The sequence below is a fragment of the Tardiphaga sp. 862_B3_N4_1 genome (assembly GCF_051811085.1).
GTDB lineage: Bacteria > Pseudomonadota > Alphaproteobacteria > Rhizobiales > Xanthobacteraceae > Tardiphaga > Tardiphaga robiniae.
In genome coordinates this window covers 2,950,407-2,963,880 of sequence record NZ_JBPWQB010000001.1, presented here as the reverse complement: position 1 = coordinate 2,963,880, position 13,474 = coordinate 2,950,407, and the positions used below count along the sequence as shown (strand labels likewise).

Annotated in this window: 24 protein-coding genes; all 24 read left to right on the top strand. The window is 60.1% G+C overall.

Translation table 11 applies throughout. The features are described from left to right. Positions 1-55 precede the first annotated feature (55 nt). The 24 genes from rpsL to rpmD all read left to right on the top strand — a co-directional run bounded on the left by rpsL (position 56) and on the right by rpmD (position 13,398). Entirely contained in the window at positions 56-427 is a 372-nt protein-coding gene (gene rpsL / locus AB8B02_RS14115; protein WP_068731626.1) for a 30S ribosomal protein S12, read from the top strand. 15 nt (positions 428-442) lie between these two features. Then, complete coding sequence (rpsG, locus tag AB8B02_RS14110) at positions 443-913, top strand: 30S ribosomal protein S7 (protein WP_068731502.1); 471 nt, start codon at positions 443-445, stop codon at positions 911-913. Positions 914-944: 31 nt separating this feature from the next. Further along, positions 945-3,017 (top strand): elongation factor G, encoded by a 2,073-nt coding sequence (gene fusA, locus AB8B02_RS14105; protein ID WP_089268268.1) that lies wholly within the window; start codon positions 945-947, stop codon positions 3,015-3,017. A 39-nt stretch (positions 3,018-3,056) separates the two neighbouring features. Further along, the gene (gene tuf / locus AB8B02_RS14100) at positions 3,057-4,247 is read left to right on the top strand and encodes an elongation factor Tu (RefSeq protein ID WP_184517871.1); all 1,191 of its coding nucleotides are present in this window, start codon (positions 3,057-3,059) and stop codon (positions 4,245-4,247) included. Positions 4,248-4,330: 83 nt separating this feature from the next. Next, entirely contained in the window at positions 4,331-4,639 is a 309-nt protein-coding gene (gene rpsJ / locus AB8B02_RS14095; RefSeq protein WP_013166261.1) for a 30S ribosomal protein S10, read from the top strand. A gap of 51 nt (positions 4,640-4,690) precedes the next feature. Next, positions 4,691-5,416, top strand: a complete 726-nt coding sequence (gene rplC, locus AB8B02_RS14090) for a 50S ribosomal protein L3 (protein WP_068731496.1) — start codon at positions 4,691-4,693, stop codon at positions 5,414-5,416. 1 nt (position 5,417) lies between these two features. Further along, on the top strand, positions 5,418-6,038 hold the full coding sequence (gene rplD / locus AB8B02_RS14085; RefSeq protein WP_120291944.1) for a 50S ribosomal protein L4: 621 nt from the start codon (positions 5,418-5,420) through the stop codon (positions 6,036-6,038). After that, positions 6,035-6,334 carry a 50S ribosomal protein L23 gene (locus AB8B02_RS14080; RefSeq protein ID WP_068731492.1) on the top strand — a complete coding sequence of 100 codons (300 nt, stop codon included), beginning with the start codon at positions 6,035-6,037 and terminating at the stop codon, positions 6,332-6,334. Before rplD ends, AB8B02_RS14080 begins: the two co-directional genes overlap by 4 nt. A 12-nt stretch (positions 6,335-6,346) precedes the next feature. Next, positions 6,347-7,180, top strand: a complete 834-nt coding sequence (rplB, locus tag AB8B02_RS14075) for a 50S ribosomal protein L2 (protein ID WP_068731490.1) — start codon at positions 6,347-6,349, stop codon at positions 7,178-7,180. Positions 7,181-7,192: 12 nt separating this feature from the next. After that, positions 7,193-7,471: a 30S ribosomal protein S19 gene (gene rpsS / locus AB8B02_RS14070; RefSeq protein WP_089268170.1), complete on the top strand. Its 279-nt coding sequence runs from the start codon at positions 7,193-7,195 to the stop codon at positions 7,469-7,471. A gap of 10 nt (positions 7,472-7,481) precedes the next feature. After that, entirely contained in the window at positions 7,482-7,868 is a 387-nt protein-coding gene (rplV, locus tag AB8B02_RS14065) for a 50S ribosomal protein L22 (protein WP_068731486.1), read from the top strand. 19 nt (positions 7,869-7,887) lie between these two features. After that, a complete protein-coding gene (rpsC, locus tag AB8B02_RS14060; protein WP_068731624.1) occupies positions 7,888-8,586 on the top strand; it encodes a 30S ribosomal protein S3 in 699 nt (232 codons plus the stop codon). 32 nt (positions 8,587-8,618) lie between these two features. Further along, positions 8,619-9,032 carry a 50S ribosomal protein L16 gene (gene rplP / locus AB8B02_RS14055; protein ID WP_089268171.1) on the top strand — a complete coding sequence of 138 codons (414 nt, stop codon included), beginning with the start codon at positions 8,619-8,621 and terminating at the stop codon, positions 9,030-9,032. Positions 9,033-9,036: 4 nt separating this feature from the next. Next, positions 9,037-9,246 (top strand): 50S ribosomal protein L29, encoded by a 210-nt coding sequence (gene rpmC / locus AB8B02_RS14050; protein WP_089268172.1) that lies wholly within the window; start codon positions 9,037-9,039, stop codon positions 9,244-9,246. 10 nt (positions 9,247-9,256) lie between these two features. Beyond that, the gene (gene rpsQ, locus AB8B02_RS14045) at positions 9,257-9,505 is read left to right on the top strand and encodes a 30S ribosomal protein S17 (RefSeq protein ID WP_089268173.1); all 249 of its coding nucleotides are present in this window, start codon (positions 9,257-9,259) and stop codon (positions 9,503-9,505) included. A gap of 41 nt (positions 9,506-9,546) precedes the next feature. Next, positions 9,547-9,915, top strand: coding sequence for a 50S ribosomal protein L14 (gene rplN / locus AB8B02_RS14040; protein WP_068731479.1), 369 nt, complete (start codon positions 9,547-9,549; stop codon positions 9,913-9,915). Beyond that, the gene (gene rplX / locus AB8B02_RS14035) at positions 9,915-10,229 is read left to right on the top strand and encodes a 50S ribosomal protein L24 (protein ID WP_068731477.1); all 315 of its coding nucleotides are present in this window, start codon (positions 9,915-9,917) and stop codon (positions 10,227-10,229) included. Before rplN ends, rplX begins: the two co-directional genes overlap by 1 nt. Further along, positions 10,222-10,782, top strand: coding sequence for a 50S ribosomal protein L5 (rplE, locus tag AB8B02_RS14030; RefSeq protein WP_089268174.1), 561 nt, complete (start codon positions 10,222-10,224; stop codon positions 10,780-10,782). The genes rplX and rplE overlap by 8 nt, the downstream gene beginning before the upstream one ends. Positions 10,783-10,825: 43 nt before the next feature. Continuing rightward, positions 10,826-11,131, top strand: a complete 306-nt coding sequence (rpsN, locus tag AB8B02_RS14025; protein ID WP_089268175.1) for a 30S ribosomal protein S14 — start codon at positions 10,826-10,828, stop codon at positions 11,129-11,131. Between the two features lie 12 nt (positions 11,132-11,143). Then, entirely contained in the window at positions 11,144-11,542 is a 399-nt protein-coding gene (gene rpsH, locus AB8B02_RS14020; protein WP_089268176.1) for a 30S ribosomal protein S8, read from the top strand. A gap of 13 nt (positions 11,543-11,555) precedes the next feature. Next, positions 11,556-12,089 carry a 50S ribosomal protein L6 gene (gene rplF, locus AB8B02_RS14015; protein WP_089268177.1) on the top strand — a complete coding sequence of 178 codons (534 nt, stop codon included), beginning with the start codon at positions 11,556-11,558 and terminating at the stop codon, positions 12,087-12,089. An 11-nt stretch (positions 12,090-12,100) separates the two neighbouring features. Beyond that, positions 12,101-12,463, top strand: a complete 363-nt coding sequence (rplR, locus tag AB8B02_RS14010) for a 50S ribosomal protein L18 (RefSeq protein ID WP_068731467.1) — start codon at positions 12,101-12,103, stop codon at positions 12,461-12,463. An 87-nt stretch (positions 12,464-12,550) separates the two neighbouring features. Then, a complete protein-coding gene (gene rpsE, locus AB8B02_RS14005; protein ID WP_068731465.1) occupies positions 12,551-13,123 on the top strand; it encodes a 30S ribosomal protein S5 in 573 nt (190 codons plus the stop codon). Between the two features lie 80 nt (positions 13,124-13,203). Beyond that, entirely contained in the window at positions 13,204-13,398 is a 195-nt protein-coding gene (gene rpmD / locus AB8B02_RS14000) for a 50S ribosomal protein L30 (protein WP_068731463.1), read from the top strand. Positions 13,399-13,474 lie beyond the last annotated feature (76 nt).

Genomic DNA, 13,474 nt, shown 5'->3' with positions numbered 1-13,474 from the left:
AGTGATTTTGAGGAAGCCGTTACGGCTTCGAGCGAACTAAAGGGTGAAGGCTGACATGCCGACGATCAACCAGCTGATCGCTACTCCGCGCGCAATTCAGAAGTCGCGCAAGAAGGTTCCTGCGCTGCAGCAGTCGCCGCAGAAGCGCGGCGTTTGCACGCGCGTCTACACGACGACTCCGAAGAAGCCGAACTCGGCGCTTCGTAAGGTTGCCAAGGTGCGTCTGACCAATGGCTTCGAAGTCATCGGTTACATTCCGGGTGAAGGTCATAACCTTCAGGAGCACTCCGTGGTCATGATCCGCGGCGGTCGCGTCAAGGATTTGCCCGGCGTTCGTTACCACATCCTCCGCGGCGTGCTGGATACCCAGGGCGTCAAGAACCGTAAGCAGCGTCGTTCGAAGTACGGCGCGAAGCGTCCGAAGTAAGCCGGGGTCTGATCGATGTCTCGTCGCCATTCTGCTGAAAAGCGTGAAGTTAACCCGGATCCGAAGTTCGGGAACGTCATCGTCACCAAGTTCATGAATTCGATCATGTATGACGGCAAGAAGTCTGCCGCCGAAACCATCGTTTACGGTGCTTTCGAAATGATCGAAGCGAAGACCAAGCAGGGTCCGCTCGGCGTGTTCGAGCAGGCTCTGGAAAATGTGATGCCGACGATCGAAGTTCGTTCGCGTCGCGTCGGTGGCGCCACCTATCAGGTGCCGGTTGAAGTCCGCAGCATTCGGCGCCAGGCGCTGGGCATTCGCTGGCTGATCACCGCTGCGCGCGCTCGAAACGAGAAGACCATGACCGAGCGTCTCTCGGCTGAGCTGCTCGATGCGTCGAACAACCGTGGTAACGCCGTGAAGAAGCGGGAAGACGTGCACAAGATGGCGGAAGCCAATCGCGCATTCTCGCACTATCGCTGGTAACGGCGAAACTCCGGAATTTAAGGAACATCCCATGCCTCGCGTACATGCCATTGAGGACTACCGTAACTTCGGTATCATGGCGCATATCGATGCCGGTAAGACGACAACGACCGAGCGCATCCTCTATTACACCGGCAAGAGCCACAAAATCGGCGAAGTGCACGAAGGTGCCGCGACGATGGATTGGATGGAGCAGGAGCAGGAGCGTGGCATCACCATCACGTCCGCTGCCACCACTGCATTCTGGAATGGCCATCGCCTGAACATCATCGACACCCCCGGCCACGTCGACTTCACGATTGAAGTCGAGCGTTCGCTGCGCGTGCTCGACGGCGCCGTGTGCGTTCTCGACTCCAACCAGGGCGTCGAGCCGCAGACCGAAACCGTCTGGCGTCAGGGCGACAAGTACAAGGTTCCGCGGATCGTTTTCGCGAACAAGATGGATAAGACCGGCGCTGACTTCTACAAGTGCCTGCAGGACATCATCGACCGTCTCGGCGCGAAGCCCGTTGCGATCCAGCTGCCGATCGGCGCTGAGAACGACTTCGTCGGCATGGTCGATCTCGTGATCATGAAGGCCTATATCTGGAACAACGAGGCCCTCGGCGCGAAGTACGAGACCGTCGACATTCCGGCTGACCTGGTCGAGAAGGCCAAGGAATATCGCGAGAAGCTGCTCGAAGCCGCCGTCGAACTCGACGATGAGGCGATGACTGCTTACCTCGACGGCACCGAGCCGGACGAGGCGACCCTCAAGCGTCTGATCCGTAAGGCCGTGCTGACTGGCGCGTTCTACCCGGTTCTCTGCGGCTCGGCCTTCAAGAACAAGGGCGTGCAGCCTTTGCTCGACGCGGTTGTCGATTATCTGCCGTCGCCGGTTGACGTTCCTGCCATCAAGGGTACGGACGAAGACGGCAACGAGATCCTCCGCAAGGCGGACGACAAGGAGCCGTTGGCTCTGCTCGCATTCAAGATCATGGACGATCCGTTCGTCGGCACCATCACGTTCTGCCGCATCTATTCGGGTGTTCTGCAGAGCGGCACCGGTGTCGTGAACTCGACCCGTGAGAAGAAAGAACGTATCGGCCGCATGCTGCTGATGCATGCGAACAACCGTGAAGACATCAAGGAAGCCTTTGCCGGCGACATCGTCGCTCTGGCTGGCCTCAAGGAAGCCCGCACCGGTGACACGCTTTGCGATCCGGACAAGCAGGTCATTCTCGAGCGCATGGAATTCCCGGAGCCGGTGATCGAAATCGCGATCGAGCCGAAGTCCAAGGCCGACCAGGAAAAGCTGGGCGTCGCTCTGGCGAAGCTCGCTGCAGAAGATCCGTCGTTCCGCGTGTCGACCGACCACGAGTCCGGCCAGACCATCCTGAAGGGCATGGGCGAACTCCATCTCGACATCAAGGTCGACATTCTGCGCCGTACCTACAAGGTCGACGCGAATATCGGCGCACCGCAGGTGGCGTTCCGTGAGAAGATCACGAAGCGCGCTGAAGTCGACTATACCCACAAGAAGCAGACCGGTGGTACCGGCCAGTTCGCCCGCGTCAAGTTCGTGGTCGAGCCGGGCGAGCCGGGTTCGGGCTTCGTGTTCGAATCCAAGGTCGTCGGTGGTTCGGTTCCGAAGGAATACATCCCCGGCGTCGAAAAGGGTCTCAACAGCGTCATGACCTCGGGCGTGGTCGCGGGCTTCCCCGTGGTCGACGTTCATGTCCAGCTGGTTGACGGCGCCTATCACGACGTCGACTCGTCGGCACTGGCCTTCGAAATTGCTTCGCGCGCGGCACTCCGCGACGCGCTGCAGAAGGGCAAGTCCGTTCTGCTCGAGCCGATCATGAAGGTCGAATGCGTGACCCCGGAAGACTACACCGGTTCGGTCATCGGCGACTTGAACTCGCGGCGCGGTCAGATCCAGGGTCAGGACATGCGCGGCAACGCCAACGTCATCAACGCGATGGTGCCGCTCATGAACATGTTCGGTTACGTGAACACGCTGCGCTCGATGAGCCAGGGTCGTGCAACGTTCTCGATGTCATTCGATCACTACGCGGAAGCGCCGGCCAATGTGTCGGCAGAAGTCCAGAAGAAGTTTGCCTGATTGTCGTTAGCGACAGTTGACGACTAAACGGAGAGAGTCATGGCCAAAGCAAAATTTGAACGTAACAAGCCGCACTGCAATATTGGTACGATCGGTCACGTTGACCACGGCAAGACGTCGCTGACGGCGGCGATCACGAAGGTGCTGGCAGAGACGGGCGGTGCCACGTTCACCGCTTACGACCAGATCGACAAGGCGCCCGAGGAAAAGGCCCGCGGCATCACCATTTCGACCGCGCACGTCGAATACGAGACCGCCAACCGGCACTACGCCCACGTCGACTGCCCCGGCCACGCCGACTATGTGAAGAACATGATCACCGGCGCCGCGCAGATGGACGGTGGCATCCTGGTCGTGTCGGCCGCTGACGGCCCGATGCCGCAGACCCGCGAGCACATCCTGCTCGCCCGCCAGGTCGGCGTGCCCGCGCTGGTCGTGTTCCTGAACAAGTGCGACATGGTCGATGATCCGGAACTGCTCGAGCTCGTGGAAATGGAAGTCCGCGAACTGCTCTCGAAGTACGACTTCCCGGGCGATGACATTCCGATCATCAAGGGTTCGGCGCTGGCCGCTCTCGAAAACTCGGACCAGAAGCTCGGTCACGACGCCATTCTCGAACTGATGAAGAATGTCGACAGCTACATCCCGCAGCCGGAGCGTCCGGTTGACCAGCCGTTCCTGATGCCAGTGGAAGACGTGTTCTCGATCTCGGGCCGTGGTACGGTCGTGACCGGCCGCGTCGAGCGCGGCATCGTCAAGGTCGGCGAGGAAATCGAAATCGTCGGCATCCGCGCCACGCAGAAGACGATCTGCACCGGCGTTGAAATGTTCCGCAAGCTGCTCGATCAGGGCCAGGCCGGCGACAACATCGGCGCGCTGCTGCGCGGCACCAAGCGTGAAGACGTCGAGCGCGGCCAGGTGCTGTGCAAGCCGGGTTCGGTGAAGCCGCACACCAAGTTCAAGGCCGAGGCTTACATCCTCACCAAGGAAGAGGGTGGCCGTCACACGCCGTTCTTCACCAACTACCGTCCGCAGTTCTACTTCCGCACCACCGACGTGACCGGTGTGGTGCATCTGCCGGAAGGCACCGAAATGGTGATGCCGGGCGACAACATCGCCATGGAAGTGCACCTGATCGTGCCGATCGCGATGGAAGAAAAGCTGCGCTTCGCCATCCGTGAAGGCGGCCGCACCGTCGGTGCAGGCGTCGTCGCTAGCATCATCGAGTAAGGACGCGAACAGGAAGTCGTGAGTAGCGGGTCTCGCTACTCGCTACTCGCAACAACCATTCGCTTTCAAAGAAAGACACGGCAATGAACGGCCAGAATATCCGCATTCGTCTCAAGGCGTTCGATCATCGTATCCTCGATGCATCGACCCGTGAGATCGTAAGCACCGCGAAGCGCACGGGTGCACAGGTCCGTGGACCCATCCCGCTGCCGACGCGCATCGAGAAGTTCACGGTCAACCGTTCGCCGCACGTCGACAAGAAGAGCCGCGAGCAGTTCGAGATGCGCACTCATAAGCGTCTTCTCGATATCGTCGATCCGACCCCGCAGACAGTCGATGCTTTGATGAAGCTCGACCTGGCCGCCGGTGTCGACGTCGAGATCAAGCTCTAAGTATTTAGGTCCCGTCCGGTCAAACGGACAGAAAGAACAGGAAGCACGCCGATGCGCTCCGGAGTGATCGCACAAAAGGTCGGGATGACCCGGGTCTTCACAGACGCCGGTGAACATATCCCTGTGACCGTGCTCAAGCTGGGTAACTGCCAGGTGGTTGGCCACCTCACCAGCGAGAAGAACGGTTACGTCGCGCTGCAGCTCGGATCGGGCTCGCGCAAGACCGTGTATTTGCCCAAGGCTGAACGCGGCCAGTTCGCGGTCGCCAAGGTTGAACCCAAGCGGAAGGTCGCGGAATTCCGCGTGTCGGAAGACGCGCTGATCCCGGTCGGCGCCGAGATTCAGGCAGACCACTTCGTGGTTGGCCAGTTCGTCGATGTCACCGGCACCTCGGTCGGTAAGGGCTTCGCCGGTGGTATGAAGCGCTGGAATTTCGGCGGTCTTCGCGCCACGCACGGTGTGTCGGTTTCGCATCGTTCGATCGGTTCGACCGGTGGTCGTCAGGATCCCGGCAAGACCTTCAAGAACAAGAAGATGCCCGGTCACATGGGTGTCGATCGTATCACCACGCTCAACCTGCGCGTCGTGCAGCTTGATGTCGAGCGCGGCCTGATCCTCGTCGAAGGTGCCGTTCCCGGCTCCAAGGGTGGCTGGATTTCGGTTCGCGATGCGGTGAAGAAGGCTCTGCCGAAGGACGCGCCGAAGCCCGGCAAGTTCAAGCTGGCAGGAGAGGGTGCGACCGTTGAAGCACCTGCGGCCGAGCAGGAAGGAGCGTGAGATGAAACTGAACGTCACCACGCTTGAGGGCAAGGACGCCGGCTCGATCGAGCTGTCGGATGCCATCTTCGGTCTCGATCCGCGCGCCGATATCATCCAGCGTTGCGTCAACTGGCAGCTCGCAAAGCGCCAGTCGGGCAACCACAAGGCCAAGGGTCGCGCCGAAATCTGGCGCACCGGCAAGAAGATGTACAAGCAGAAGGGCACCGGCGGTGCTCGTCACGGTTCGGCTCGCGTTCCGCAGTTCCGCGGCGGCGGTCGTGCCTTCGGTCCGGTCGTTCGCTCCCATGCGTTCGATCTGCCGAAGAAGGTCCGTGCACTCGCGCTGAAGCATGCTCTGTCGGCGAAGGCCAAGGACGGCGGCTTGATCGTGATCGAGAACGCCAACCTGGAAGCCGCCAAGACCAAGGCTCTGCTCGGTCACTTCTCGGGTCTCGGCCTGACCAATGCGCTGATCATCGATGGCGCCGAGGTTCATGTCGGTTTCGCTCAGGCGGCCCGTAACATTCCGAACATCGACGTGCTGCCGATCCAGGGCATCAACGTCTATGACATTCTGCGTCGTCAGAAGCTGGTTCTGACCAAGGCGGCGCTTGATGCGTTGGAGGCGCGCTTCAAATGAAGAATATCGACCCGCGCCATTACGACGTGATCGTCGCCCCTGTGGTGACGGAAAAGGCCACTGTCGCTTCTGAATTCAACAAGGTTGTTTTCAAGGTCGACGGCAAGGCCACCAAGCCGCAGATCAAGGAAGCCGTCGAAAAGCTGTTCGACGTCAAGGTAAAGAGCGTGAACACGCTGGTTCGCAAGGGCAAGACGAAGATCTTCCGTGGCAACCTCGGTTCACAGTCGAACGTCAAGCGTGCGATCGTGACCCTCGAAGAGGGCCACCGCATCGACGTTACGACCGGACTGTAAGGGCGATCAACGATGGCACTTAAGACATTCAACCCAACGACACCCGGCCAGCGTCAGCTGGTCATGGTGGATCGTTCCGCGCTGTACAAGGGCAAGCCTGTCAAGGCTCTGACCGAAGGCAAGCACTCGGCTGGCGGTCGTAACAACACCGGTCGCATCACGGTGCGCTTCCGTGGCGGTGGCCACAAGAAGTCCTATCGTATCGTCGACTTCAAGCGTTCCAAGGTCGACGTTCCGGCCGTGGTCGAGCGTCTGGAATACGATCCGAACCGCACCGCGTTCATCGCGCTGATCAAGTATACCGATGGCGAGCAGGCTTATATCCTGGCGCCGCAGCGTCTGGCCGTTGGCGATACCGTCATCGCCGGCAGCTATGTCGACGTGAAGCCGGGCAATGTCATGCCGCTCGGCAACATGCCGATCGGTACGATCATCCACAACGTCGAGATGAAGATCGGGAAGGGCGGCCAGATCGCTCGTTCCGCCGGCACCTACGCCCAGCTCGTCGGTCGTGACCATGATTACGTGATCATCCGTCTGAACTCGGGCGAACAGCGCCTGGTTCACGGTCGTTGCACCGCCACCATCGGCGCTGTGTCGAACCCGGATCACATGAACATCTCGATCGGCAAGGCCGGTCGTACCCGCTGGCTCGGCTGGCGTCCGCATAACCGCGGCGTCGTCATGAACCCGATCGACCATCCGCACGGTGGTGGTGAAGGTCGTACCTCGGGTGGTCGTCACCCGGTTACGCCCTGGGGCAAGCCGACCAAGGGCAAGAAGACCCGGTCGAACAAGTCGACCAACAAGTTCATTCTCATCAGCCGCCACAAGCGGAAGAAGTAAGGATCGCCGGACATGGTTCGTTCAGTCTGGAAAGGCCCGTTCGTCGAGGGTTCGCTGCTCAAGAAGGCAGATGCCGCTCGTTCGTCTGGTCGTCATGATGTGATCAAGATCTGGAGCCGTCGCTCGACGATCTTGCCGCAGTTCGTGGGTCTCACCTTCGGCGTTTACAACGGCCAGAAGCATGTACCTGTCGCTGTGAACGAGGAAATGGTTGGTCACAAGTTCGGCGAGTTCTCGCCGACCCGAACCTTCCATGGCCACGCCGGCGACAAGAAAGCCAAGAAGGGCTGAGGACTAAGTCATGAGCAAGCCAAAGCGCGAACGGAGCCTCCCGGATAACGAGGCCAAGGCGATCGCCCGCATGTTGCGCGTGAGCCCGCAGAAGCTGAACCTGGTTGCGCAGATGATTCGCGGCCGCAAGGCCTCGGCTGCACTCGCCGACCTGCAGTTCTCGCGCAAGCGGATCGCGGTCGACGTGAAGAAGTGCCTGGAATCGGCGATCGCCAATGCCGAGAACAACCATGACCTCGACGTTGACGCGCTGATCGTCTCCGAGGCGCATGTCGGCAAGGGCATCGTGATGAAGCGTTTCAGTCCGCGCGGCCGTGGCCGTTCGGGCCGTATCTTTAAACCGTTTGCGCAGCTGACGATTGTCGTTCGTCAGGTCGAAGCAGAAGCAGCAGCGTAAGCAGGCGCAGGAGAATAAGATGGGTCAGAAGATCAATCCAATCGGTCTGCGTCTTGGCATCAACCGTACGTGGGATTCACGTTGGTATGCCGGCAAGAACGAATACGGCAAGTTGTTGCACGAAGACGTCAAGATCCGCGAGATCCTGCACAAGGAGCTCAAGCAGGCGGCCGTCGCCAAGATCATCATCGAGCGCCCGCACAAGAAGTGCCGCGTGACCATTCAGTCGGCTCGTCCGGGTGTTGTCATCGGCAAGAAGGGCGCCGACATCGACAAGCTTCGCAAGAAGGTTGCCGATATCACCTCGTCGGACGTGGTGATCAACATCGTCGAAATCCGCAAGCCGGAGCTCGATGCGACCCTGGTCGCCGAGTCGATCGCGCAGCAGCTCGAGCGCCGCGTTGCGTTCCGTCGTGCGATGAAGCGGGCAGTGCAGTCGGCCATGCGTCTCGGCGCCGAAGGCATTCGTATCAACTGCTCGGGTCGTCTGGGCGGTGCGGAAATCGCGCGTATGGAATGGTATCGCGAAGGTCGCGTGCCGCTTCACACGCTGCGTGCGGATATCGATTACGGCGTAGCCACCGCGTTCACGACGTTCGGCACCTGCGGCGTCAAGGTCTGGATCTTTAAGGGCGAAATCCTCGAGCACGATCCGATGGCTCAGGACAAGCGCATGGCCGAGGGTGACAATTCCCGGCCGCGTCGCGACGCTGCTTGAGCGTTTAATTAGAAGGTTTGAGGGCGTAAGCCATGATGCAACCAAAGAAGACCAAGTTCCGGAAGGCGCATAAGGGCCGGATCCACGGCGTTGCGACTTCGGGCGCCACGCTGGCTTTCGGTCAGTTCGGCCTGAAGGCAATGGCGCCGGAGCGTCTGACCGCGCGTCAGATCGAAGCTGCCCGTCGCGCGCTGACCCGTCACATGAAGCGTGCCGGCCGCGTCTGGATCCGGGTGTTCCCGGATCTTCCGGTTTCGAAGAAGCCCGCTGAAGTCCGAATGGGCTCCGGCAAGGGTACCCCGGAACTGTGGGTTGCGCGCGTCAAGCCAGGCCGAGTGATCTTCGAGATCGACGGTGTCACCACGCAGATTGCCAAGGAAGCGATGACCCTCGCTGCCGCCAAGCTGCCGATCAAGACGCGTTTCGTTACGCGCATTGCGGAGTAGAGCCATGGCCGAAATGAAAACCAGCGATATCCGCGCAATGAGCCCCGATCAGATGGACGACGCCGTCCTCAATCTGAAGAAGGAGCGTTTCAACCTGCGCTTCCAGCGCGCCACCGGGCAGCTGGAAAACACCTCTCGCCTTCGTGAGGCGCGTCGTGATATTGCACGAATCAAGACCATCGCCGCGCAGAAGCGCGACGGTAAGTCGAAGTAAGGGGCCGAACATGCCGAAACGTACTCTGCAGGGCGTGGTCGTCAGCGACAAGCAAGCCAAGACGGTTGTTGTTCGCGTTGACCGTCGCTTTACGCACCCGATCTACAAGAAGACCATTCGCCGTTCGAAAAATTACCATGCCCACGACGAGAACAACGAGTTCAAGCCGGGCGACATGGTGTGGATCGAAGAGAGCAAGCCGATGTCGAAGCTGAAGCACTGGACGGTTGTCCGGGGCGAACAGAAGAAGACTGCCTAAAAATCGCGCATTAGCGCATAAACAGAGGACGAGGTGCATCAATGATTCAGATGCAGACCAACCTCGACGTGGCCGATAATTCAGGCGCACGCCGTGTCATGTGCATTAAGGTGATTGGTGGATCCAAGCGCCGTTATGCATCCGTTGGCGACGTAATTGTCGTATCGATCAAGGAAGCCATCCCACGTGGGAAGGTGAAGAAGGGCGACGTCATGAAGGCGGTCGTCGTGCGCGTCCGCAAGGACATTCGCCGCCCGGATGGCTCTGTCATCCGCTTCGATCGCAACGCTGCCGTGCTGATCAACAATCAGTCCGAGCCGATCGGTACCCGTATCTTCGGGCCCGTGCCGCGTGAGCTGCGCGCCAAGAACCACATGAAGATCATCTCGCTTGCGCCGGAGGTGCTGTAATGGCTGCCAAAATTCGCAAGGGTGACAAGGTCATCGTGCTGAACGGTCGCGACAAGGGCCGTACCGGCGAAGTGTTTGAAGTGCGCCCGACCGAGGGCAAGGCGCTGGTTCGCGGCGTCAACCTGGTCAAGCGTCACCAGAAGCAGACCCAGGCACAGGAAGGCGGCATCATCTCGAAAGAGGCGCCGATCCAACTGTCCAACATCGCGATCGTCGGCAAGGACGGCAAGCCGACTCGCGTTGGTTTCAAGATCCAGGCTGATGGCACCAAGGTGCGTATCGCCAAGCGTTCGGGAGCAGAGATCGATGTCTGAGACCGTCTACATTCCGCGCCTGCGCGTCGAATATGATAAGTCCATTCGTGCCAAGCTGACTGAACAGTTCGGCTACGAAAACGTCATGCAGGTTCCGCGCCTCGACAAGATCGTCCTGAACATGGGCGTTGGCGAAGCTGTGAACGACCGCAAGAAGGCCGAAACCGCTGCCGGCGACCTGTCGCTGATCGCCGGTCAGAAGGCCATCGTGACCTATTCGCGCGTTGCTATCGCGACCTTCAAGCTGCGTGAAAACCAGCCGATCGGCGCCAAGGTGACTCTCCGCAAGACGAAGATGTACGAGTTCATCGATCGTCTGGTGAACGTCGCTCTGCCGCGCGTGCGAGATTTCCGTGGCCTGAACGCCAAGAGCTTCGACGGCCGTGGCAACTACTCGCTCGGTCTCAAAGAGCACATCATTTTCCCGGAAATCGATTTCGACAAGGCCGGGGATACGCCGCTGGGCATGGACATCACGGTGTGCACCACTGCGCGCACCGACGACGAGGCCCGCGCTTTGTTGACCGCTTTCAATTTCCCGTTCCGGCAGTGAGTAGCTGAAAAGCTTCTCAAACGCGGTAACCCAGGAGCCAAGCATGGCAAAGAAGAGTTCGATCGAGAAGAACAACCGTCGGAAGAAGATGTCCGCGAACGCTGCGCCGAAGCGCGCGCGTCTCAAGGCCATCATCGCCGACAAGACCAAGCCGATGGAAGAGCGGTTCGCCGCAACGCTGAAGCTCGCCGAGCTTCCGCGCAATTCATCGCCCGTTCGGATCATGAACCGTTGCGAAATCACCGGTCGTCCGCATTCGGTCTATCGTATCAACAAGCTCAGCCGTATCGCGCTGCGTGAATTGGGCTCGAAGGGCCTGGTTCCCGGGCTCGTGAAGTCCAGCTGGTAAGGGGGGCGGAACATGTCGACCCACGATCCAATCAGCGATCTCATCACCCGTATCCGCAATGCGCAGATGCGTACCAAGTCCAAGGTTTCGACCCCGGGCTCCAAGATGCGCGCCAACGTGCTCGAAGTGCTGAAGAACGAAGGCTACATCCGTGGCTTCGCCAGCGTCGAGCATTCGTCGGGCCGCTCCGAGCTCGAGATCGAACTCAAGTATTTCGATGGCGAACCGGTCATCCGCGAAATCGAGCGTGTTTCGAAGCCAGGACGTCGCGTTTACGTCTCGGTGAAGAACCTGCCGCGCGTGAAGAACGGCCTCGGTATCTCCGTTTTGTCGACGCCCAAGGGAATTATGGCCGACCACGACGCGCGCGACGCGAATGTGGGCGGTGAAGTTCTCTTCACGGTGTTCTGAGGAAGGATCAGTCATGTCACGAGTTGGCAAGAAGCCAGTGGCGGTGACCGCGGGAGTTACCGCGTCCGTCGAAGGCCAGACCGTCAAGATGAAGGGCCCCAAGGGCGCTCTTCAGTTCGTCGTGCACGACGACGTGGTGGTGAAGATGGAAGAGGGCGCAATCAAGGTTGCTCCTCGCGTCGAAACCAACCGCGCCCGTGCACTGTACGGTACCGCTCGCGCGCAGATCGCGAATCTGCTCGAAGGCGTTACCAAGGGTTTCGAGAAGAAGCTCGAGATCACCGGCGTCGGTTATCGTGCGGCCCTGCAGGGCAAGAACCTGCAGCTGGCGCTCGGTTACAGCCACGATGTCGTCTACGCGATCCCGGAAGGCATCACCATCACGGTGCCGAAGCCGACCGAGATCAACGTCGCCGGCAACGACTCGCAGCGCGTCGGTCAGGTAGCAGCGGAGATCCGCAGCTATCGTCCGCCGGAGCCCTATAAGGGCAAGGGCGTACGTTATTCCGACGAGTTTATCTTCCGCAAGGAAGGCAAGAAGAAGTAACGGAGCCGGTCATGTCGAAACTCAAGATTACGAATGCCCGGCGCAAGCAACGCGTGCGGCTCTCGCTCCGCCGGACTGCCAATGGCCGTCCGCGCCTGTCGATCTTCCGCTCGTCGAAGCACATCTACGCGCAGGTCATCGACGACCTGAAGGGCGAGACGCTCGCTTCCGCGTCGTCGCTGGAGAAGGCGATGCGCGAAACCGGCAAGACCGGTGCGGACGTCGATGCGGCGCAGGCTGTCGGCAAGCTGCTGGCAGAGCGCGCGGTCAAGAATGGCGTCAAGGAAGTGGTGTTCGACCGTGGTCAGTATCTGTACCACGGCCGCGTCAAGGCGCTGGCAGATGCAGCTCGCGAAGGCGGGCTCAGCTTCTAAGCGATTTCACTTTCGTTGATTTGCAAGTTGCAGATTTGAACGGACACAGGGTTAGAAGCGAAAGCTTCGCAAGGATTGGAAAACACCATGGCAGGTGAACGCGAACGCGGCGGACGCGACCGGGGCCCCCGGGAAGAGCGTGATAGTGAGTTCGTCGACAAGCTCGTCCACATCAATCGTGTGGCGAAGGTCGTCAAGGGCGGCAAGCGCTTCGGCTTTGCAGCTCTGGTCGTCATTGGCGATCAGAAGGGCAGGGTCGGGTTCGGTCACGGTAAGGCCCGTGAAGTTCCGGAAGCAATCCGCAAGGCAACCGAGTCGGCCAAGCGCAACCTGACGCGCGTCGCTCTGCGCGAAGGTCGCACGCTGCATCACGACATCGCTGGCCGTCATGGCGCGGGTCGCGTGTATCTGCGTGCCGCTCCAGCTGGTACCGGCATCATCGCCGGCGGTCCGATGCGCGCTGTGTTCGAAACGCTGGGTATCCAGGACGTGGTGGCCAAGTCGATCGGTTCGTCGAATCCCTACAACATGGTTCGCGCCACTTTCGACGCGCTGAAGCATCAGGATTCGCCGCGTTCGGTTGCTGCTCGCCGCAACATCAAGGTGTCCACCCTGCAGTCGCGCCGCGTTGGCGGTGACGCCGAGCTGGTTGCCGAATAACAGGCATGATTCGGAAAAGTGGATCTCCACTTTTCCGATAAGGATCATGCCCTCTAAAAAGACTTTTTGGAGTTATCACGATGGCCAAGGCCGCAAAGATGATCAAGGTCGAGCAGGTCGCCAGCGCAATTCGCCGGCACCACTCGCAGCGTTCTACGCTGATCGGCCTCAAGCTCAACAAGATCGGTCGCGTCAGCGAATTGCAGGACACTCCTGAAGTTCGCGGCATGATCACCAAAGTGCAGCACCTCGTCCGCGTGGTCGAGGATAAGTAAGTTCACGTCGTCTCACTGCGGCCGCCAGGTTGCCGCAGGGATGACACTGTTGACCTTCGAGGTCCGGATCTGCCGG